This window comes from Bacillus sp. FSL L8-0528 (assembly GCF_038593085.1).
GTDB classification, from domain to species: Bacteria; Bacillota; Bacilli; order Bacillales; family Bacillaceae; genus Bacillus; species Bacillus paralicheniformis.
Genome location: NZ_CP151961.1, coordinates 192,139 through 213,443 on the forward strand (window position 1 = coordinate 192,139; position 21,305 = coordinate 213,443).

19 protein-coding genes are annotated in these 21,305 nt (G+C 41.6%); 14 read left to right on the top strand and 5 right to left on the bottom strand.

All coding sequences use genetic code 11. The features are described from left to right. Positions 1 to 141 precede the first annotated feature (141 nt). Both glmS and MHI30_RS01105 read left to right on the top strand, forming a co-directional pair. Positions 142 to 1,944, top strand: a complete 1,803-nt coding sequence (gene glmS / locus MHI30_RS01100; RefSeq protein WP_020449923.1) for a glutamine--fructose-6-phosphate transaminase (isomerizing) — start codon at positions 142 to 144, stop codon at positions 1,942 to 1,944. Between the two features lie 182 nt (positions 1,945 to 2,126). After that, a complete protein-coding gene (locus tag MHI30_RS01105) occupies positions 2,127 to 2,450 on the top strand; it encodes a hypothetical protein (protein WP_075753531.1) in 324 nt (107 codons plus the stop codon). A gap of 139 nt (positions 2,451 to 2,589) precedes the next feature. Here MHI30_RS01105 and MHI30_RS01110 read toward each other — a convergent pair whose 3' ends face one another. From MHI30_RS01110 to MHI30_RS01120, 3 genes are read right to left on the bottom strand one after another with little or no spacing between them, the layout of a single operon-like run. Next, positions 2,590 to 3,198: an ABC-2 transporter permease gene (locus tag MHI30_RS01110; protein ID WP_075753533.1), complete on the bottom strand. Its 609-nt coding sequence runs from the start codon at positions 3,196 to 3,198 to the stop codon at positions 2,590 to 2,592. Continuing rightward, positions 3,186 to 4,061 (bottom strand): ABC transporter ATP-binding protein, encoded by an 876-nt coding sequence (locus MHI30_RS01115; protein WP_075753535.1) that lies wholly within the window; start codon positions 4,059 to 4,061, stop codon positions 3,186 to 3,188. Before MHI30_RS01115 ends, MHI30_RS01110 begins: the two co-directional genes overlap by 13 nt. After that, positions 4,061 to 4,438, bottom strand: a complete 378-nt coding sequence (locus tag MHI30_RS01120) for a GntR family transcriptional regulator (RefSeq protein WP_020449927.1) — start codon at positions 4,436 to 4,438, stop codon at positions 4,061 to 4,063. The genes MHI30_RS01115 and MHI30_RS01120 overlap by 1 nt, the downstream gene beginning before the upstream one ends. Before the next feature lie 190 nt (positions 4,439 to 4,628). Between MHI30_RS01120 and MHI30_RS01125 the strand changes: the two genes are divergently transcribed. The 4 genes from MHI30_RS01125 (at position 4,629) to MHI30_RS01140 (ending at position 7,663) form a co-directional block, all read left to right on the top strand. Further along, positions 4,629 to 4,931, top strand: a complete 303-nt coding sequence (locus MHI30_RS01125) for a metalloregulator ArsR/SmtB family transcription factor (RefSeq protein WP_041817139.1) — start codon at positions 4,629 to 4,631, stop codon at positions 4,929 to 4,931. A 143-nt stretch (positions 4,932 to 5,074) separates the two neighbouring features. Further along, positions 5,075 to 6,256: an MFS transporter gene (locus tag MHI30_RS01130; RefSeq protein WP_075753537.1), complete on the top strand. Its 1,182-nt coding sequence runs from the start codon at positions 5,075 to 5,077 to the stop codon at positions 6,254 to 6,256. 204 nt (positions 6,257 to 6,460) lie between these two features. After that, entirely contained in the window at positions 6,461 to 7,078 is a 618-nt protein-coding gene (locus MHI30_RS01135; protein ID WP_020449930.1) for a TetR family transcriptional regulator, read from the top strand. 6 nt (positions 7,079 to 7,084) lie between these two features. Next, positions 7,085 to 7,663 (top strand): GNAT family protein, encoded by a 579-nt coding sequence (locus tag MHI30_RS01140; protein WP_075753539.1) that lies wholly within the window; start codon positions 7,085 to 7,087, stop codon positions 7,661 to 7,663. Between the two features lie 143 nt (positions 7,664 to 7,806). Here MHI30_RS01140 and MHI30_RS01145 read toward each other — a convergent pair whose 3' ends face one another. Together MHI30_RS01145 and MHI30_RS01150 are read right to left on the bottom strand one after the other, a co-directional pair. Beyond that, positions 7,807 to 8,331, bottom strand: a complete 525-nt coding sequence (locus tag MHI30_RS01145) for a DinB family protein (protein WP_020449932.1) — start codon at positions 8,329 to 8,331, stop codon at positions 7,807 to 7,809. A gap of 25 nt (positions 8,332 to 8,356) precedes the next feature. After that, a complete protein-coding gene (locus MHI30_RS01150; protein WP_075753541.1) occupies positions 8,357 to 10,093 on the bottom strand; it encodes an ABC transporter ATP-binding protein in 1,737 nt (578 codons plus the stop codon). Between the two features lie 194 nt (positions 10,094 to 10,287). On the opposite strand from MHI30_RS01150, the gene MHI30_RS01155 reads away from it, so the two are divergent. The 8 genes from MHI30_RS01155 to MHI30_RS01190 all read left to right on the top strand — a co-directional run bounded on the left by MHI30_RS01155 (position 10,288) and on the right by MHI30_RS01190 (position 21,038). After that, entirely contained in the window at positions 10,288 to 10,932 is a 645-nt protein-coding gene (locus MHI30_RS01155; RefSeq protein ID WP_075753543.1) for a DsbA family oxidoreductase, read from the top strand. A gap of 287 nt (positions 10,933 to 11,219) precedes the next feature. Continuing rightward, positions 11,220 to 11,393, top strand: coding sequence for a class II lanthipeptide, LchA2/BrtA2 family (locus MHI30_RS01160; RefSeq protein WP_154495770.1), 174 nt, complete (start codon positions 11,220 to 11,222; stop codon positions 11,391 to 11,393). Positions 11,394 to 11,487: 94 nt separating this feature from the next. Further along, positions 11,488 to 14,565 carry a type 2 lanthipeptide synthetase LanM family protein gene (locus tag MHI30_RS01165; protein WP_075753545.1) on the top strand — a complete coding sequence of 1,026 codons (3,078 nt, stop codon included), beginning with the start codon at positions 11,488 to 11,490 and terminating at the stop codon, positions 14,563 to 14,565. After that, positions 14,562 to 16,712, top strand: a complete 2,151-nt coding sequence (locus tag MHI30_RS01170) for a peptidase domain-containing ABC transporter (protein ID WP_075753547.1) — start codon at positions 14,562 to 14,564, stop codon at positions 16,710 to 16,712. Before MHI30_RS01165 ends, MHI30_RS01170 begins: the two co-directional genes overlap by 4 nt. A 4-nt stretch (positions 16,713 to 16,716) precedes the next feature. Continuing rightward, on the top strand, positions 16,717 to 17,856 hold the full coding sequence (locus tag MHI30_RS01175) for an erythromycin esterase family protein (RefSeq protein ID WP_142238621.1): 1,140 nt from the start codon (positions 16,717 to 16,719) through the stop codon (positions 17,854 to 17,856). 555 nt (positions 17,857 to 18,411) lie between these two features. Beyond that, positions 18,412 to 19,281, top strand: coding sequence for an aminoglycoside 6-adenylyltransferase (locus MHI30_RS01180; protein WP_075753551.1), 870 nt, complete (start codon positions 18,412 to 18,414; stop codon positions 19,279 to 19,281). 64 nt (positions 19,282 to 19,345) lie between these two features. Further along, on the top strand, positions 19,346 to 20,296 hold the full coding sequence (locus tag MHI30_RS01185; RefSeq protein WP_075753553.1) for a phosphotransferase: 951 nt from the start codon (positions 19,346 to 19,348) through the stop codon (positions 20,294 to 20,296). A gap of 22 nt (positions 20,297 to 20,318) precedes the next feature. Continuing rightward, a complete protein-coding gene (locus MHI30_RS01190; protein WP_075753555.1) occupies positions 20,319 to 21,038 on the top strand; it encodes a YjjG family noncanonical pyrimidine nucleotidase in 720 nt (239 codons plus the stop codon). The last annotated feature ends 267 nt before the right edge of the window (positions 21,039 to 21,305 follow it).

Below are 21,305 nucleotides of genomic sequence, written 5' to 3' on the forward strand. Positions count from 1 at the left end.
CAAACCAAAGAGGCGACTCTTTGAACAAAGGGAAATCGCATGATCTTCCATAAAAAACATGTAGGAGGGGACGAAGAATGTCCCCGCCTGATAAGCAGACTTTCTTCGTCTCCTGCCTGCGACTTTAGGAGGAAGAAAATTATGTGTGGTATTGTAGGTTATATTGGCCAGCTTGATGCAAAGGAAATTTTACTTAAAGGTTTGGAAAAGCTGGAGTATCGCGGCTACGATTCAGCTGGAATCGCTGTAGCGAACGAAGACGGCGTACACGTGTTTAAAGAAAAAGGACGGATCGCCGATCTTCGCTTAGCCGTTGATGCAAACGTGAAGTCACAAGCGGGAATCGGACACACACGCTGGGCGACTCACGGGGAACCGAGCCGTCTAAACGCTCACCCGCATCAAAGCGCATCAGGCCGATTTACACTTGTTCATAACGGCGTCATCGAAAACTATGTTCAGCTGACGCGCGAATATTTACAAGATGTAACCCTTAAAAGTGATACGGATACAGAGGTTGTCGTTCAAGTGATCGAGCAATTCGTCAATAACGGTCTTGACACTGAAGAAGCGTTCCGCCAAACGCTCATGCTGCTCAAAGGCTCTTATGCGATTGCATTATTCGATCATGAAAACAAAGAAACAATCTATGTTGCGAAAAATAAAAGCCCGCTTCTTGTCGGCCTTGGAGACCATTTCAATGTGATCGCGTCAGACGCGATGGCGATGCTTCAAGTGACAAACGAATACGTTGAGCTTATGGATAAAGAAATGGTGATTGTCACAGACAAAAAAGTCGTGATCAAAAACCTTGACGGAGAATTGATGTCACGTGCCTCATATATTGCAGAGCTTGATGCGAGCGATATCGAAAAAGGCACATACCCTCACTACATGTTAAAAGAAATCGATGAACAGCCGCTTGTCATGCGGAAAATCATTCAGACGTACCAAGATGAAAACGGCAAGCTTTCCATTCCTGGAGACATTGCAAATGCTGTTGCAGAGGCGGACCGCGTCTATATCATTGCCTGCGGAACGAGCTACCATGCCGGTCTTGTCGGCAAGCAATTTATCGAGACATGGGCGAAAGTTCCGGCTGAAGTCCATGTCGCAAGCGAATTCTCTTACAATATGCCGCTGCTTTCTGAGAAGCCGCTGTTTATCTTTATTTCTCAAAGCGGAGAAACGGCTGACAGCCGCGCGGTTCTCGTACAGGTGAAAAAGCTCGGACACAAAGCGCTGACATTGACCAATGTACCGGGATCTACGCTTTCCCGTGAAGCGGACTACACGCTTTTACTGAATGCCGGCCCGGAAATCGCGGTAGCGTCAACAAAAGCATATACGGCGCAAATCGCAGTTCTCGCTATTTTGGCAGCTGTGACTGCGGAAAGCCGCGGAAAAGCACTCGGCTTTGATCTTGTCAAAGAGCTCGGCATCATCGGAAACGCGATGGAAGCCCTTTGCGACCAAAAAGACGAAATGGAAATGATCGCGCGCGAATACTTGACCGTAACACGCAATGCTTTCTTCATCGGCCGCGGTCTCGACTATTTCGTCTGCCTCGAAGGATCCCTGAAGCTGAAAGAGATTTCTTACATTCAAGCTGAAGGCTTCGCCGGCGGCGAATTGAAGCACGGTACGATCGCATTGATCGAAGACGGCACACCGGTCATCGCCCTTGCGACACAGGAGCACGTCAACTTAAGCATCCGCGGAAACGTCAAAGAGGTGACAGCCCGCGGCGCCAACCCTTGCGTGATCTCCCTGAAAGGCCTGGAAGAAGCAGACGACCGCTTCGTCCTGCCTGAAGTGCATCCGGAGCTTGCGCCGCTCGTCTCCGTCATCCCGCTGCAGCTGATCGCATACTATGCTGCGCTGCACCGCGGCTGTGACGTTGATAAGCCACGGAACTTGGCGAAGAGTGTGACGGTGGAGTAGGAGTCGTTTGAAATAAAAATTTGTACCCCTCTTGGATTGGATGATCTGGAGGGGTACTTTTATGTTTACTAAGTCTGATCTAGAAGAAAACAAAAAGGCGCGTTGTTTAAGCGAAGCCCGTTCGCCAGCGAGCTCGTGGATGCTCCTACATAATAACTTTATTACTTTGAGGATGTGTAACCATGAACAACGAGACGTACGTTGAAGTCAACAGAACATCGCAGTTGATGAATAAAATGAGAAAATTCTCAGTGCTGATTGATGGTGTTGAGGCTGGAAAAATCAAAGATGGCGGGAGGCTGCGAATTGATTTGGAGCCTGGCGAACATGAGATCCAAGTGAAAATTGATTGGTGTGTAAGCCAAACTTTGAGGTTTACGTTAGATGAAGGAGAAGTGTTAAAGTTTAGATGCGGAAGTCCGGTTCGCGGGTGGAAGATGTTCTTCGGATTTTTTTATGTATTGGCCGATCCAGAGAAATACTCGTTTATTGAGCTGGAAGAATAGGCGGTTGAAAGATGGCCTTGGTCTTCATCATCCCCATCAAACGCTGCACCGTAACAACCTGACGAAGTGTGTGACGGTGCAGTTTTTTATCCGCGGATGAACATGAAGCGGTGTCAATGATCGAAAAAGCCCTATCCATTTAAAACACTTTATTTCTATAAATCCGAATCGACAGAAGCCATGAACACCCGTATAGCGTAATAATTGAAATGGCAACGATCAGATACAGAGAAGTATTATGCAATGCTAGAAGCATGTCAACGAACTCTCTAATTTGATCGTTCAAATTTTGGACAACAAAATTAACCGTTAGCATATACAAGCCAAATGCAACAATAGAAGCAATCAACAAATAGTTACTTTTGAATTTATAACAGAATGGCAGCATGAATGAAGCAGCTGTCATCACAATGGCAACCATTAACAAGATGTCTTTCCAGATCGTAAATTCCCGGTGAATGATGAAGTGTACGATCAATATGGCTGCAGCCACCATAGATGTAAAGAGAACGACGACAATATACTTTGAACTGACAATCTCCTTCCGTGTATAAGGCAAAGAATTGAGAAGGATATGTATAGAAGACTTTTCATCTATTGAAAAGGCATACATCGATATAACGATACTAAATACAACCCCAACCCAGATTGGAGAAATATCTAACATTAAATAAACACATAATACCAAAAACGAAGCCGCCAATGTTTTTTTCTGTAAGACAATGTCCTTACGTATTAAGTTGAACATGCTGCTTTAGCTCCTTTCTTCGTATAAAACATAATATCTTCCAGAGTCGGTTTTTCAATTAACACCATATCCCCAAAAATGTTTTCTGTTCGTGATTTATTCGCAGTCAATGCTTCAAATCCATGAGTTGATTTTCGAACCGCTATAAACTCCTGTTCGGTCTCCTGGTCTAACAACTCCATGCCGCCTTTTACAATTGCATATTGTTCTTCAATCTCGTAAAAGTCCTTTGTAAAGATATGCTCTCCTTTATGAATGAACGTGATATAATCTGCAATCTTATCTAAATCAGTTGTAATATGAGTCGAAAAAAAGATCGTCTTATCCCCATCTTGCATGAGCTGATGCAAGATATCCAACAGCTCCCGGCGGAAAATCGGGTCCAGTCCGGACGTCGGTTCATCCATAATAATTAATTCCGCACGATGGGACAAAGCGACGGCTAATGATGCTTTCATCATCATCCCTTTTGAGAATGTCTTGATTTTATTAGTGAGCGGCAAGTTAAATGTGTTCACATAATCATTAAATACATGTTCATCCCAATTGACATAGGATCTTTTCACAATATCCTTCATTTCAGCCAACGTTAAATGTTCATAAAATATGTTGGAATCAAATACAAAGCCAATTCGTTGTTTAATTTCCTTCTCATGCTCCTTGTAATTCAAGCCAAATACCGTAATCGTTCCGCTGTCAGGCTGCAATAAGTTCATGATCAGTTTAATCGTTGTCGATTTCCCCACGCCATTTCCGCCGATAAATCCGGTGACAAAACCTTTTTTTACATTCATTGAAAAGTCCTTTAGTTGAAAACCATCGAACGATTTATGAACATGCCGGAGTTCAATTACATTGTCCATCATTCTTCCTCCTGATATAAAATGGTAAGCAAATCTTTTAATTCTGTAAGGGGAACGCCAATGTCTTTGCTGTTTTTTATCGCTGCTGTCAACTGCTCTTCAATTGCTTTCATTTTTCCTTCTTTCATCATTTCGTCATTCTGATCTGATACAAAAGAGCCTTTCCCGACTACGGAATAAATGAAGCCATTCTTCTCAAGTTCTTCATAGGCGCGCTTTGACGTAATAAGACTAACATTCATGTCCTTTGCCAATTGGCGCATAGAAGGCAGCGGCTGTCCCGGTTTCAATTCATTCGCAAGAATATGATCTTTAATTTGGGTGTAAATTTGTTCATAAATGGGTTGCTTTGAACTATTCGAAATTATAATTTTCATTTCAAAACCTCTTTTGATTATATACAATATATACAATATGTACAATATACACAAAGATTGACTGAATGGCAACGATTTTTTTATGTACTCTTTGAATAACGGGAGTGAACTGTCAGCCAGGAAATGATATGAAGGATAAAAGGGCACCATACATATTGACAATTTGCGATATGAAGATATAATGATTGGTATGGAACCTATTGAAATTTTCAAAGCTTTATCAAATGAATCAAGGCTGCAAATTTTGCAATGGCTGAAGGAGCCTGATCGTCATTTTGAACCCCATGAAGGGATTGATATGAACACAATCGGGGTATGTGTCAGCCAAATCACAGACAAATTGAAAATGACGCAATCAACGGCTTCCCAATATCTCGCCATTCTTTTAAGAGCCGGCTTGATTAAGGCGGAACGAATCGGAAAGTATACGTACTACAAAAGAGACGAAGAGGCCATCAGAAAGCTTGCTGACTTTCTTAAAACAGAGATATGAGCATTCAAAAAATAAACATCATCAAGAGGTGTTTATTTTTACGCCATACATATCGACATATTCCGATGTGTTTATTTTTTTTGATTTACATATCGTTATTTCGTGATATGTAAATATATAAAGCGATGAAGGAGCGAACGATTATGTTTAGTGCTTGGAAAATTTATATTTTAGCGATCATCAGTTTTTTGGTAGGGACCTCAGAGTATATTATTTCCGGGATTTTGGATCAGATCGCCCACACACTCGGGATAACTTTAGCTGCCGCGGGCCAGCTGATTACGATCTTTTCACTTGTGTATGCAGTTTTCACACCGGTTCTCATGGCGTTGACGGCAAGTATGGATAGGCGCAAGTTAATGATGTATGCTCTCGGTTTGTTTGTGATAGGAAATATTCTGGCCTTTACCCTGCCTGGCTATGGCTGGTTTGTTGCAGCGCGGGTCATTATGGCATTGGGGGCAGGCATGGTTGTGGTCACGGCATTAACGATTGCCGCCAAAATCGCACCGGCGGGTAAACAGGGCAGTGCAATTGCTACAGTGGTCATGGGGTTTACCGCTTCTTTGATCATAGGTGTTCCACTCGGAAGAATGACGGCAGAAGCATTAGGCTGGAAGTCTGTATTTGGAGGAATTGCTTTATTGGGATTCATCGCAATGATTGTTATATTCTTAATCTTGCCGCATACTGAAGGCGATAAGCCCGTCCCTTTGCTTCAACAGCTTTCTCTTTTAAAGAACCGGAAAGTAGCAATGGGGTTATCAATCACTTTTTTCTGGCTCGGAGGATATTCCGTAGCATATACTTATCTGTCTCCTTACCTTCTGTCCGTTTCAGGGATAAGCGGCAATTTGCTAAGCGGCTTTTTGCTTATATTTGGAATCGCCAGCTTGGTTGGATCGAAGTTTGGCGGATATAGCACCGATAAATGGGGCGTTCCCTTTACACTCATTGGCGGGATGACACTGCATATCATCGCACTGATTTTGCTGTCGCTTGTCACCCATTCCTATGTCGGAGTACTGTTGATTCTCATATTATGGTCGTTTGCCGCATGGTCTACCGGCCCGACACAGCAATATCACTTAGCGACGCTCGAACCGGAATTGTCAGGTGTATTGCTCGGCATCAATCAATCGATGATGCAATTCGCCATGGCCGCAGGTGCAGGAATCGGAGGGATTTTTGTAGAAAAAATATCGCTGGCTTCTATTACATGGTTTGGGGCACTGGAGGTTACGATTGCGATTGTTGTTGTTTTGGTGACTTTCAGTTCGCATGCTAATCAAAGGGCTTCGAATTTAAAAGAAATAAATCAATAACGATGCCTTGATCAGCTTTGAAGGTTCCATGGTTTAGTTGAGGGTATTAACACACATAGGGTAAAGAATGTTCTTCCAAGCTAAGGCCGTAACATTCTCAATTTTAAGGTTGAAACTATACACTCGTGTCATTTATAATTGGAATATAAAAATGACACATGTGTATAGTTTTTGTTTGTGTTCTAAAAGGAAGGTGACATCTTTATGGCTCCGAAAGTCGATGAAGAATATAGGGAGGAAAAGAAAAGAACACTATTAAAAGCGGCAACAAAAGTATTTACAAAAAACGGCTATATTCACACTACGATGCAGGATATTATGGATGAGGCCAATGTTTCCAGAGGAACCCTTTATAATTACTTTGATAATATTGACCATATTTTTATGGAAGTTCTTAAATTAGACGATAAGGATCAAATTGATCTGTTTTTAGATGAGGGTCCGTTGTGGCCGGCATTTAAACGCTGGATTGGAGAGATGCAGACTCAAATTGAAGCAGTCGATCAATCGTTAATATTTGCTAGGGCCGAATTTTTCTTATCGTCAAAGTTTATGAAAAATAAAGGTGATTTTCCTTACATATCTGAACGCTATCAGCAAACAGCTGATGCTGTTGAAGAAGCTATTCATAAAGGGGCGGAACTGGGTGAATGTCAACCTAAGCTGCCCCCGTCATTGATTTCGCGATACCTCATTTCGTTCATTAACGGTTTAATGCTGGATACCTTTCAATTGGGGAATGAAAAAACAAAAGTAAAGGAGCAACTGTCTGTATTGCTTTTTTCTCTTGAACAAATGATTAACCCGCTGGAAAAGGAGTGAATCGTCATGCTATTCGAATCTTCCAAAGTTAGGCTGAGAAAAGTTACGGTAGAGGATGCAGAGCTTTATCATATATGGAGAAATGATATAGAAGTGATGCGAAATACAAATCCTTTTTTAGATATCTATTCCATTGAAGCAACGAGAGACTTTATTGAACAAGTGATTCTGGGCTCCAACACAGCCAAAAGCTATATGATTCTCGAGAGGGTAAATGAAAAACCGATTGGCATTACATCATTAATAAATATTGATCATAAGAACAGAAATGCTGAATGTATTATCGACATTGGAGAGAAGGATTTTTGGGGTAAAGGCTACGGAAGAGAAGCTTTGACCTTGCTGTTGAACTACGCATTTTTAGAAATGAATCTGCACCGGGTTTATCTTAGAGTGTTTTCATTCAATAAAAAAGCGATTCGTTTATATGAGAAACTAGGATTTAGCCATGAGGGAATCAGCCGGGAGGCGCTTTTCAGGGAAGGGGTATGGCATGATATTGTGCATATGGGTCAGTTGCAAAGTGAATATTTAAACAACATGGATAGTCAGACCAGTAAAAATGAGAAAGCCCCTTTGGTGTAGGCAGCCAAAGGGGAATTTTTATATCCAGAAGAACTTCCTAACATTAAATGCCGTTGCCCAGGTTTTGGAATATATGACAAATCGAGGGTTCAGCCATATGTTCGCCTAGTTTGTTATAGTCTAACAACGTTAATGAGTATCGTTTAGCTGTTTAAAATCCCCAAATAAGCCTTCCAAGGCCCGACATCGTCCTGATATCGCTTCGCCAGCACTCTTGCGATTTGCGAGATGTGAGTGAGATCGTGGGCAACCCATGTTGAGATCTGCTCTCTCAGCTTAACGATTCCGAATTCGGGGTGCACCCCCGTTTGTTCGAAGTCGGTTTCAGGATTAATGATCTGCCGCAATGTTTTCAGATTCGCCCGTCTGATTTCAGCAAATTCGTTAAGCAGCTGTTCCATCGTTTTCCCGTCGTTTTGATTCAACTGGCTGAAGCGGTCGAACGTCGGAAAAGGTTCCGTTGCTCCTTTTGTCACGATCATTTTGATCCGCGGCAACCAATTGTTTTTTTCTCCTTCAATCAGATGGCCGACGACATCAAAGGCGTTCCACGTGTCTTCGCCTTCATCGCAGCTGATCCAGGGGTTTGATAATCCGGTCAGCAGCTGACTCAACGTTTGTGGTGTGCGCTCTAGGATTTCGATTGCTTCCTCGAGTTGAAAGTTCATGTGAATGACCTCCTTTCATAAAAGTTCACGTCAACTGCCGCTCAGCAAACTCCCGATACAGCGCATGCGAAGCAATCAGCTCGTGGTGCCGCCCCCGCCCTGTAATCTCGCCTTTTTCGATAAATATAATTTGGTCCGCGTTCACGATTGTCGATAGCCGGTGGGCGATGACGAAGGTGGTGCGGCCTTCCATGAGGCGGGCAAGCGCCTGCTGGACGATGGCTTCTGATTGGCTGTCGAGGCTGGCTGTCGCTTCGTCCATCATTAAAATTTTCGGGTCGCGCAGGAAGGCGCGGGCGATGGCGATCCGCTGTCTCTGGCCGCCGGACAGCTTGACGCCGCGTTCACCGACTTCCGTATCAAGCTGCTCTGGAAATTGTTTAATAAATGTGTCGGCATACGCCATTTCCGCGACTTTCCACAGTTCTTGATCGTCAATGCTGTCGGCGTGATCCAAGCCGTAGCACAAGTTCTCACGGATGGTGCCGGACATCATCGGGCTGTCTTGAGATACGTAGCCGATCTGGCTGCGCCACGATTTCATCGACAGCTTGTTGATCGGTGTTTCCCCGATGTTAATGGCCCCTGAGTCCGGTTCGTAAAATCGTTCCAAGAGGCCGAACATCGTCGTTTTTCCGCCGCCGCTCGGACCGACAAATGCAATCATCTGCCCGGGATCGACGTCGAAAGATACCTCCCGCAAGACAGGCTCGTCATCGCCGTAAGAGAAAGATACATTCTCGACACGTATCGGCAGATTGGAGATATCCATCTCAAGTCCTTCCTGGCCTTCTTCCTCTTCAGTATGCAAAATCTCGATGATCCGCTCTGTTGCTCCTTTTGCTTTTTGCAGCTGAGTGAAAAACATTGTGAACGATGTGATCGGGAAGATGATTTGAAACAGATAAAGCAAAAAGGCGATCAGCGAGCCTGCCGACATCGTCCCCTCAGAGACGCGGATGCCGCCGTAGCCGATGATGGCGACGATCACAATCATAATGACAAGGTGCATAAACGGGGAGACGAGCGCAAATATACGGGCTTCCTTGAGGCCGTATTGAAAGAGCTTCGAAATGCCTGATAACCCTTTCATTTTTTCTGTATGCTCGGCGTTTGATGCTTTCATTAATCTGATTTCGCTTAATGTCTGCTGGACATGTCCTGTGAAGGAAGCTGTTTCATCCTGCAGCGTTTTGGAGATGCGCTGCATTTTCATGCCGAGCGGGATCATGATGAAGGTCGTGATCGGAACGGAGATCAGCATGAGCAGTGTCATTTTCCAATCCATGATCAGCAAAATGATTACCGATCCGACAATGGTGATGATCCCGGAAACAAACTGCGGAAAATGGTCGGAAATCAAGCTTTCAACAATGCCGGTGTCATTGACAACGCGGCTGACGGTTTCACCGCTCGTCTTTTCGTCAAAGTAGCGGACAGGCAGGCGCAGCAGCTTGAACCACATGCGCTCGCGCAGGGAAGCGACCACTTTTTGCCCGGCGTAGGAAAGAAAATAGGTCGAAAACCCGTCGCAGACCGCTTGAACGATAAAAACGAGCGCAAGGATTCCCGCTAAGGCCAGATTGATCGAATTGGCGGAAAAGCCGTCAACCATTTCTCTTGTCAACAGCGGAATGGACAGGCCGACCAATGTAGTGACGAGGCTTGCGGTCAAACCGACGGTTAAAGCCAGCCTGGGTACGCCGGATGTGAGAATCATGGAGAAAAACGGTTTCATGCTATTGTTGTTTTCTGTTTTCATTTGATAAACTCCTTATCGATATAATGTCAAAGAAGTGGATGGCGCAAGCTGTAACTCATCATATTACGATTTAAACAGCAGAAAGTTCCCGATCATTGCCGATTTTAGCTTCATGCTAAAAAGATTGACAGGAGAGATGATTGTAACTATTATTGTTACATATGGTTGATGGAATATAAGAAAGGAAGAAAAACATGACGATAAATATTAAAGTATACTCCGATTATGTCTGTCCATTTTGTTTCCTCGGAAAAGACCAATTCGAAAAAGCGATCGAAGGCAAAGATGTGGAAGTCGAGTGGCTGCCATTCGAACTGAGGCCGCGTCCATCTGAGCAGCTTGATCCGTTAAATGATCCATCAAAATTGGCAATGTGGGACGGCGCTATTAAGCCGCGAATCGAGGCTTGGGGCGTCAACATGAAGCTGCCGAATGTCTCTCCGCATCCTTATACAGATTTGGCTCATGAAGGCTATCACTTTGCAAAAGAACACGGTAAAGCGAAAGCGTACAATGACCGGGTTTATCAAGCCTTTTTCCAGGAAGATCAAAATATTGGCGACATCGACGTATTAACAGCGCTGGCTAAAGAAGCCGGACTGGATGAGCAGGCTTTTAAAGAAGCTTTAAACTCCAGAACATATCAGGACGTGCAGCGGACGGCGCTCCAACACGCTTACGAAGAAGCCGGCATCACGGCCGTTCCGACATTTATCATTGGCAATGAACGGATAGCCGGAGCCGCGGCAAGGGAAGTGTTTGAACAGGTGATTGAAGAGGAAAGACGAAACATTTCTGCTGATGTTTTGCAATGCGACATTGACGAGAAGTCTTGTTAACAAACACCAGCATACTTGGAACCCTTTAGATAAAAACAGTCTAAAGGGTTTTTTTCGCAGGTGGACAAATCATTGATTGGTGCAAAAGGGGGGAATTTGAATCAGAATAAAGAGGGAAAAAATAAAGTTAAGACAAGTTTAAATAAAGGTGAAAAATCACATATGAAAATATGAAAATAGGATCAAATCATTTACATATATTATTAAATATGGTATAGATTATATTGACATCAGTGTTATTACATATATTAGAATTTCATCATTTTTCAGGAAAGGAGGTTATAAAGATGGAAACGAAAAATAAGGACTTTGTAAGCAAAGTATCTGAAGAGGAATTAAAGAACTTAGCTGGAGGAAATGATGAGATTACTCCGCAAAGCACTGTTGTTTGTGTTAGCTTAAGAATTTGCAAATGGAGTATAAAGTACTGTCCAAGTTTTAAGAGAAAATGCTGGATGTAAAGTTCTGAATATTCTATCATATCACTGCCAATATAGAGAGTTAGAGATAACTCTCTATTTGGTCAGTGAATTTTTCTAAGAAGGGATTGGTTATATGGGAAAAATATTTGATCTTGATATTAAAGAAACCGTTCAAAGCAAATCATTGTATCCTTCAGAAAGAAGAAAAAAGACCGATGCCGATACACCCGTTAACGAGCTACTTTTAAATGAAAAATCAGGCGAATGGGTTCATCTGTGGCAACAGTATGGGGGTCATGAAGAATGTTTTAAGTCATATTTAGATGAAGAAAATATGTTCAGTGAATTTCAATCCTTCTATTCGGATTTTTTTAAGCTGTCTTTTGATTATTTGGAATCTAAATTAGACCAACTCAGTAAACAATGTGATTTGTCTATGATATGCGATATCGCAAATTTAAAAAAGAATATCATGTCGTATATACAAGAGCATGTAGGGTATTTAGGCATTAGAGCTTTAATACAAGATATAAATGAAGAAAGAGAAAAAGGAAGACTTGAAGGAGAAAATCCCAAGGAACGATATGAATATTACGTAAATCATTTGTTGTCAACCAAGGAAAAAAGGCTCGAAATACTTTGCCAATTTCCTGTCCTAACAAGAGTTTTGTGCGAATTTATATTAAATCATATAGACAGCATTACTGAAGCTGTTATGCGTTTTTCAAATGATAGGAACGAAATATTGGAAAAATTCAATTTTAAAGGGGAAGACAAGCTAGCATCTTTATCTTTGCAATTAGGCGACTCCCATAACGATGGCAGAAGTGTCATGGTGCTTCACTTTGAATCAAATAAAAAAATCGTTTATAAACCTAGGCCCCTCTCAGTTGATTTACACTTTCAGGAGCTTTTGCATTGGATAAATAATAAGGGGGGATGCAGGAATTTAAGAACATTAAAAATTTTAAGTAAAAACGAGTATGGGTGGCAGGAGTATGTAGAGTATAAACCCTGTCAATCTAATAGTGAAATTTCCCGTTTTTATGAAAGGCAAGGTGAATATATCGCAATATTATATTTGCTTAATGCCACCGATTTTCATTTTGAAAATTTAATTGCATGCGGGGAACATCCTGTATTGATTGACCTTGAAGGATTAGTGCAAAATACGGAAAAAGACTTGCAGGACGAATCTTCAGCATATAATATTGCATTCAATAAGTTAATAGACTCAGTATTATCTACAGGGATGCTACCTGTTACATATATTAAATCAAGTATATTAGGGTTTGACATTAGCGGCCTTGGCGGAGATGAAGGTCAGCCGACTGGACAACATACTTTTACTGTGAAAAATGTTCAAACAGATGAGATCAAGTTAGTTAAGGCTGAGGCTTTTTCGGAAGGCAGTAAAAATAAGCCCTTTCTTGATAGTGAGAAAGTGGCATCAGCTTCGCAGTTTTCTTCTGAAATTATTAAAGGTTTTCGAGACATCTATTCATTATTTCTTCACCATAAAAAAGAGCTATTGTCTTCAAACAGTCCGTTGAGCTGCTTTAAAAATGATCGAGTAAGGGTCATTTTAAGAAGTACACAAGTTTATTCTACCTTTTTAGACTCGAGTTATCACCCGGATTACTTAAAAGATGGATACAGCAGAGAACGGCTTATAAATATTCTATGGGTTGGCGGGAAAAGCCGGCCGGTACATCAAGATGTCATCATGTATGAATGCAGAGATATCATAAAAGGAGATATTCCTTATTTTTATTGTCAAACTAATTCAGTGGATTTGTATCATCCATTGGGTAAAGTGAAAAGCAATTTTTTTGAAAAGTCGAATTTTGAATGTCTAATGAAAAAAGCAAAATCGTTAAATAAAAGTGATATGGAAATGCAAATCGAATTTATTCAAAACTCTCTCGCTGCCCAATACCCGCACTATAATGACTCCCATAACAACACGAACAATAAAACCTATGCTTTTCATGATCAAACAACAGGCTATTCTCCTGAACAATTTTTAGATGTTGCAGAAATAATAGGCGATGAGATGAAAAAACACGCCATTTTCGGAAAGGAAGATGATGTTACATGGCTGGGGATCAATCAAAATTATAATGATCAACTGGCTTTTAGTCCGCTTGAATTTGATTTATATGATGGTTTGCTTGGAGTAGGACTGTTCTATGCGAACTTATATCATGTTACTAAGAAAGAGGACTATAAGAATATTGCTGACAAAGCATTGAATTCAGCCTTAAATTACGCGGAAAACTATCCATTAGAATTTCCGTTATCGGCCTTTTACGGTTATGGAGCATACGCATATGTACTAAGTAATTTCTCTTTTATTTTCCATTGCCGCGACTATTTAACACAAGCAAAAAAAATGCTGAATAGAGTTTTAGGCTCAATAGAAGAAGATCAATCGCTTGATTATCTAGGTGGTTCTGCCGGCCTGATCATAGTATGTATACACCTTTATAAAAGAACAGGAGAACCTTATTTATTGGATATTGCGAATAGGTGCGGGAAGCTGCTTGTGAACAAAAAAGAGCAGCAAATGAATGGTGCCGGATGGCGTTCAAATCAGCTTGACAAGCCACTTTCAGGACTTTCTCATGGTTCTTCAGGATTTACATGGGCCCTAATGGCATTATATAAGTTTACAAAAAATGAGGATTTCAAAAAAGCATTCATGGATTCCATGAATTATGAAAAATCCTTATTTAATAAAAAGGAAAAGAACTGGTTGGATTTACGGGATAATACCGAGCGTAATGGAAATTCCATGTGGTGCCATGGAGCGGCTGGAATTGGAATGAGCCGAATTATGATGGGCGATTATACGAATAATGTTGAGTTGCTGGATGAAATTGATGCGGCAGTCAATCAAACATTAAAAAGTGGATTTGGCATAACACATAGCTTATGCCATGGAGATTTAGGTAATTTAGATTTACTTCTTTTGGCAGCGAATAAATTCCAAAGTGAAAATTTAAAAGAAACAGCATTAAAAATTGGCAGCGATGTCGCCTGCAGCATTACCGAAGGGAATGTGAGGTTTGGGACTGTTTCAGGTGTCAAAAATCTAGGTTTAATGCTTGGACAAGCAGGTATAGGCTATGGTTTATTAAGGCTTGCTTTCCCGGAAAAGGTCCCTTCAATATTAACCCTTCAAATGAACGGGGGGGACTATAATTGAAAACCAGAATAAGAGTGCCGCTTAAAAGACAAATTGCTCAAACTGATTGTGCTTTATGTTGCCTAACCATGATAGTGTCTTATTACAAAAGCCATGTTGGTTTTCATGAACTGAAAGAAAGGCTGGGCGGCGGACGCGACGGAGTTACCCTCTTCGCTCTATCCAATACGGCCACCGGGATTGGATTTTCCGCAAATGTACTAAAAGCTGATCGTATCAGTTCGATTACTTCACCAGTTATTGTGTATTGGGATCATTTCCACTACGTTGTATTGGAGAAAATAAACAAAAAGGGCTACCATGTGCTTGATCCCGCATTAGGACGATGCACGTATTCAGAAGAGGCTTTTCTTGAACATTTTTCAGGTTATTATCTAGCTCTTGAACCTAATGAAAACTTTATACAAGTAAAGCCTAAAAGTGTATGGCTTCCCTATTTAAAAATAACTTTGGAAAAACCAAAATTACTTTTTTCTATTTTGGTATGGTCCCTGTCTATTCAATTGTTGACTGTTTCCATGCCGATTATCACTAAAATTGCAATAGATGAAATTGCCATTCCGAATCATTACGAATTTCTAACTGTTTTTTTCATTAGTATTTTTGGTTTGGTTATATTTAAGGGGATTATTTCTTACATGCGAGGCCGCTTTTTAACTAATTTAAGGTTGCATCTGGATTGGAGGTTGATGAGCAGGTTTTTTAGACATTTAATTCATCTGCCGTTTCAATATTTTCAGTTAAGGTCATTTGGCGAAATTGTTTATCGAGCCAACTCCCATATTATGATACGAGAGCTTTTTTCTCAGCAGACCATCATGAGTGTACTAGATTCAACTCTCGTTCTTATTATACTGGGATACATGGCGATGACTTCGCCTTGGTTAGCAGGTTGGGTGATTGCCTTTGGTATAGTAAACATATTATTGTTGACTTTTACTCAAAACGCAATTAAACAACGCGCTGAGGAAGAACTCTCTGAGCAGTCCAAATTCCAAGAAGTTCAGGTAGAAACGCTCTATGGAATTTTCGGAATTAAAATGGCCGGAGTTGAAAAACAAGTTTTACATCAATGGGAGCATTTGTTTAAAAAGGTATTGTATGCATTCAAAAAAAATGAATATTTTTCTAATACCATAAATTCGTACATAGTTAGTTTAGAGCTGGCTGCACCTTTGGTTATTTTAGGATTGTCATTACATCAGGTTCAACTTGGAAACATAACCACCGGCTCAATGGTGGCGATCTACTCATTGACAGGAGTATTTTTTGGTTTGGTTTCTTCTTTAGTTGAAACAGCAAAAAGCATGATCACTATGGACACCTATTTGCAAAGAATTAACGATGTGTTGGAAGCGCCAGTGGAAAAAACACCAAAAAACTCAATTAGACCAAAAGAATTAACTGGAAATATTAAACTGGAAAATGTAAGCTTTTCATATACCCAGTATAGTAAACCTGTACTTAAACATATTAGTGTGGAAATAAAAGCGGGGCAAAAAGTCGCTATCGTTGGTCCTTCAGGTTCTGGCAAAAGTACTTTGGCACGTATGCTGCTTGGTTTATATGAACCTACTGCCGGCAAAATCTTTTATGATGGAATCAATTTATTCGACTTAGACAAGCAATGGCTGCGTAGAAATATTGGTGTCGTACCACAAGATGCGACTCTTTTTAATAAATCCATTCTTCATAACATATCTGTTTATGATAAGAATCCTTCTATGGATAAAGTTGTTAAGGTGGCTAAAATTGCACAAATACACGACGAGATTATGGAAATGCCAATGGGTTACCACACTCCCGTATCAGAAATGTCGATGAATATTTCAGGTGGTCAAAAACAGAGAATCATGCTGGCGAGGGCTTTATTGCAAAGCCCTTCAATATTATTGCTGGATGAAGCAACCAGTTCTCTTGATAACTTAAATGAAAAGGTCATAGAACAACATTTAAATGAATTAAAGTGCACGCGCATTGTCATAGCTCACAGGCTAAGTACGATTAAGGATGCAGATCTCATATTAGTGCTAAAAGACGGAGAGATTCAAGAGATGGGCAACCATTTACAATTAATTCGCAACCAAGGATTTTACACCAAATTGTACAATTCAAACAATGACCAAGCGATTGTGGGAGGAGGCTAAAACAGTGAATGATTTATTTGATGAAATAAGAGATGAGTCGATTAATATTGGGGGGATTGATGGTTATAAATTCGGCTTCTTAAAAGAGATATTGCGAAATAAAAGATTTGTATTTCTTGGTGAAAGCAGCCATTGCGTCAAGGAGTACATTGAGGCGAAGGCAAGCTTGATCAAATATCTGCATCAGGAATTAGGATTTCGTATTCTTGCTTTCGAAAGTGAATTGGGAGATTGCAGCATAGGAAATTATCTTTCAGAAGAACTTAGTGCCAAAGAAAATATGTCCGGTTCCATCGGGAAAGTTTGGCAAAACGAATTTATGCTTGATTTGTTTGAGTATATGAAGGAAACTCGACAGCTGCAGCCTTTGCATTTAACAGGCGTTGATGTTCAGCAGAGCATGGATAAGCACTTTTCCTCCTACATGCGTTCGCATTTGACAGGGGATCTCAGGAAAATGTTTGTAACATTTGATACGCGCACAAATGAGATGCTCGATAAAGATTATATGTTAAAGCGGCGTTTTAGGAAAACAGTAGAAGAAATTGAAAGCATAGGCCAAGAACTGATAAGGGAGCTTGAAAAACAGACTTTCCCCTCTGCTATGCTTCGTGATGTCGTGTTACAGACGATGAAAAACAGACTCAATTATTTTAAGGCGAATTTTACAAAAGGTTTTTCAAAATTGTTTGAATATCGTGATGAATTAATGGCGAAGAATCTTGAATTTTTATCTCAGCATGTTTATCCTGATGAGAAATTTATCATTTGGGCTCACAACCTTCACATCAAAAAACAAAGCAGCGTCAATCGGTTTTCACCATATCGATCATTTGTAGAAAACCTTCCGCAATTTATGAAAGAGGACAGTTTTGTTATTGGTCTTTACGCGGGAGAAGGAAGAATGGGTGACAACCAAGGGGGCGATCATCCTATCAAAAAAGTTAACAAAAAGCACATGGAGTGGCTGCTCAGCAATTCACCCCATCCCAATTTTTTTATACCATGCACTTCAAGGTGGGGGGGAAAAAAGTGGAAGGCTTTTGAGGGAGGGGGCCTTCGTATTTCTTTCAAGCCGGTTCAACAGTATGACGGGGTTTTATTCTTTAAAAAAGTAACCCCAGCAGTTGTTAATGTTGAATAGGATGTTGAGGGGATAAGCATAACCTCTAAGGTGAAGATCTCTGCCTTGTTGGGAAAAGAACTTTTTCGTTATAGCTGGTGGCGGCCAAAGGGAGGCAAACTGAAAGCTGTTTTTTTGGTTTTCATCGAATGGTGAATGGGATTATTGCATGGAGTGCACAAGTCAGACCCAGGATAATTTCCTGGACGTATAACTTTTGGTAAAGGCGTTTATCAGGACACCCATGAAAAGATATGTTCGGCAGATGAGGAAGGGAATGCTGTTCCCGAGATGCCGGAGATGGTGGTTGAGGAGAAATTTGAAGAACTCCAAAGGTATGCAAAACTGGTAACGAGTTCCCCGTTTCTTGAGAGGAAGATCTTCAACAAATCATGATAAAGGGATGGCCGAAGGCTTTTCTTCACAGCTGGATCGCCTTGAAGACTACCTGAAAGCCATTCGCTAAAAGAGGGAGGATATATTGATGGCGTTTCTAGAGCATTTCATATAACCGTGTATTCGCGGACCTCCTCATCACGTTTGTCTATAACCATTAAAAAGAGGAGGTTTATATACATGCGTACAGAGCAGGAAATCATCGATTTGGTGCTGAAGGTTGCACGGGAGGACAGCCGTGTCAGAGCGGTCGGCATGAACGGTTCGCGGACGAATCCGAACGTCCCGAAAGACCCTTTTCGCGATTATGATATGGTCTATGTTGTAACAGATATGCAGTCTTTTCTCGATGAGCCGGGCTGGGTGGACGTTTTTGGAGAGCGGATCATCATGCAGACGCCGGAAGCGATGGAGCTGTTTCCGAATGAGCTTGGCAACCGCTTTTCGTATTTAATGTTATTTAAAGACGGCAGCCGTATTGATTTGATTCTTGTGCCGCTGGAAGAAAAGCTGGAATACTGCCGGGAAGACGGTTTGACCGTGATCCTGCTTGATAAGGATCAGGATTTGCCCGCTATCCCGCCGCCGACGGATCGGGAATATTGGGTGCAAAAACCATCCCCGCAATGCTTCGCCGACTGCTGCAATGAATTTTGGTGGACATCGACATATGTGGCCAAAGGGTTGTGGCGGCAGGAAATCCTTTATGCACTCGATCACTTAAACCTTGTCAGGGCCATGCTGCTGAAAATGCTCGAATGGAAGGTCGGTTTTGAAACGGGCTTTTCGCTGAGCATAGGCAAGAATGCAAAGTTTCTTGATCGCTATGTTGATCGAAATACGTGGGAAAGGCTTTTGGAGACGTATCCGCCAGCTGATCATGAGCGTGTATGGCACAGCTTGTTTAAGATGGGGGATCTGTTTGAAGAGACAGCCGCAGCAGTCGCTGAACATCTTGATGAACAATACCTTTTCAGAGAAGCTGAGAAAGTCAAACAGTACGTGAGGCGCGTTCAGCAGCTGAAACCGGCTGCAAAGGAAATTGACTAATCAGATGATAGCCGCACTCCCGGCAGGTGAGCCGGGAGTGTGTTTTTTGCGGAGGTGAAACGCAATGTTCAGTCTTAAAAAAATATTGAAGGACCATTATGGAATCGACAGTGTGAACATTTCTCCCGAGCAAGGCGGGTGGACAGCACTTGCTTATCAAGTAACCGACGGTGAAGCGGCTTTCTTTTTAAAAGTGTATGATAAAAATAGGGCATCGACAGCGAAATGGACAGCTCTAATCGATGATTACATCCCCGTTCTCAAGTGGCTGGGGGATCACACCGCTCTCAACGGGAAGCTGCCTGTGCCGCTTTTAACAACAACTGGAGAATACAAGTGCGAAGATGATGATGCGGTTTACGTGCTTTATGAATACATCGCCGGGGAAACCATTGGAGGCCGGCCGCTCGACAAAGGCTGCGCGGAGAAGCTCGCCAGCATCATAGCGGAGCTGCACCGATATGACGAGACGATCCCGCTGAAGACAGAAGGAATCAAAGAAAACTATGATATTTCGTTTTTAGGCAAGATGAAACAATGGCTTGATCACCTCCCTTGTGAGCTGGCGACACTCATTCAACCCTACAGCGGAGCAATCCGCGAGATGATGGAGTCAGCCTTATCTCTGGCGGATGATTTGAAATGCAGCGGCAGAAGATTGGCTTTGTGCCATACAGATGTTCATGGCTGGAATTTGATGATGAAAACGGGCGGGGAATTGATTCTGATCGATTGGGAGGGCTTGAAACTGGCCCCTGTTGAAGCAGATCTGATGTTTTTTGCCAATCAGCCGTATGTACAAGAGTTTTTGCGGGTTTATCGCGAGATTCATAAAGGGTTTGAAATTGATCAGAACGCTTTGCGGTTTTATCAGATCAGGCGAAGACTGGAGGACATATGGGAGTTTACAGAGCAGCTGGCGTTTGACATTCAGACAGAGAAAGAAAAGGCAGAGACGATGAGCTTGCTGAAAAACGAGCTTGAGGCCATAGAGGACAGCAAGATCAACTACTAAAAAGCTAAACGGAGGAACCCCTGTGAAAAATTATCGTACTTTATTTTTTGATGTGGATGATACACTACTAGACTTCGGTGCGGCGGAAAAGTCAGCACTGCGGAATCTTTTTCAGGAACAGCAAATTCCTTTAACAGATGAAATAGAAGCGAATTATAGACGTATCAATCAAGGTTTATGGAGGGCGTTTGAAAAAGGGGAGATAGACCGCGGCCAAGTGGTGAACACACGCTTCTCCCTTTTATTCAAAGAATATGGTCTAGAGGCTGACGGCGTTTTGCTTGAGGAGAAGTATCGCAGCTTCCTTGAAGAAGGGCATCAGCTGATAGACGGCGCTTTTGAATTAATTGAAAGCCTGCAGGATCAATATGATTTATATATCGTAACGAACGGTATTTCAAAAACGCAGTATAAGCGTCTGCAAGCTTCAGGATTATACCCGATGTTTAAAGGGATTTTTGTTTCAGAGGACACCGGTTTTCAAAAACCGATGAAAGAATACTTTGATTACGTTTTTGAACGAATTCCTCATTTTTCTGCCGATCAAGGGCTGATCATCGGGGATTCATTGACAGCGGACATAAAAGGGGGGCGGCTGGCCGGATTGGATACATGCTGGATGAATCCGGGCATGATAGCAAATGACACTGGTATTGTACCAACCTATCAAATACAAAAACTTGATGAGTTGTATTATATTTTAAACATTGAAAAAGAATCGGCCGCCGGCCATTGTTTATAAGGGAAAACGGGCGCATTTTGATTGGTTATTCAAGATGCGTACTGCTTTTTTATATTATAAGAATATTCTTTATATTGGGATAGTTGTTTCTTAATAAATAGATAGAGTAAAATTTGTTTTCCTGGAAAAAACAATTGTATTTTTGGAGGGAATTTATTATGATGGAATAAGTGAATTTTGAGATATATACTTAATTGGAATTATCAGATTTTTATTACTACTTAATACGAGGAAGATGCTTTGTCATCATATAGTTTTTGGGTGACA

Coding starts and splice junctions, on each gene's coding strand:
- glmS (WP_020449923.1), top strand. CDS start 142: ATGTGTGGTATTGTAGGTTATATTGGCCAGCTTGATGCAAAGGAAATT.
- MHI30_RS01105 (WP_075753531.1), top strand. CDS start 2,127: ATGAACAACGAGACGTACGTTGAAGTCAACAGAACATCGCAGTTGATG.
- MHI30_RS01110 (WP_075753533.1), bottom strand. CDS start 3,198: ATGTTCAACTTAATACGTAAGGACATTGTCTTACAGAAAAAAACATTG.
- MHI30_RS01115 (WP_075753535.1), bottom strand. CDS start 4,061: ATGGACAATGTAATTGAACTCCGGCATGTTCATAAATCGTTCGATGGT.
- MHI30_RS01120 (WP_020449927.1), bottom strand. CDS start 4,438: ATGAAAATTATAATTTCGAATAGTTCAAAGCAACCCATTTATGAACAA.
- MHI30_RS01125 (WP_041817139.1), top strand. CDS start 4,629: ATGGAACCTATTGAAATTTTCAAAGCTTTATCAAATGAATCAAGGCTG.
- MHI30_RS01130 (WP_075753537.1), top strand. CDS start 5,075: ATGTTTAGTGCTTGGAAAATTTATATTTTAGCGATCATCAGTTTTTTG.
- MHI30_RS01135 (WP_020449930.1), top strand. CDS start 6,461: ATGGCTCCGAAAGTCGATGAAGAATATAGGGAGGAAAAGAAAAGAACA.
- MHI30_RS01140 (WP_075753539.1), top strand. CDS start 7,085: ATGCTATTCGAATCTTCCAAAGTTAGGCTGAGAAAAGTTACGGTAGAG.
- MHI30_RS01145 (WP_020449932.1), bottom strand. CDS start 8,331: ATGAACTTTCAACTCGAGGAAGCAATCGAAATCCTAGAGCGCACACCA.
- MHI30_RS01150 (WP_075753541.1), bottom strand. CDS start 10,093: ATGAAAACAGAAAACAACAATAGCATGAAACCGTTTTTCTCCATGATT.
- MHI30_RS01155 (WP_075753543.1), top strand. CDS start 10,288: ATGACGATAAATATTAAAGTATACTCCGATTATGTCTGTCCATTTTGT.
- MHI30_RS01160 (WP_154495770.1), top strand. CDS start 11,220: ATGGAAACGAAAAATAAGGACTTTGTAAGCAAAGTATCTGAAGAGGAA.
- MHI30_RS01165 (WP_075753545.1), top strand. CDS start 11,488: ATGGGAAAAATATTTGATCTTGATATTAAAGAAACCGTTCAAAGCAAA.
- MHI30_RS01180 (WP_075753551.1), top strand. CDS start 18,412: ATGCGTACAGAGCAGGAAATCATCGATTTGGTGCTGAAGGTTGCACGG.
- MHI30_RS01185 (WP_075753553.1), top strand. CDS start 19,346: ATGTTCAGTCTTAAAAAAATATTGAAGGACCATTATGGAATCGACAGT.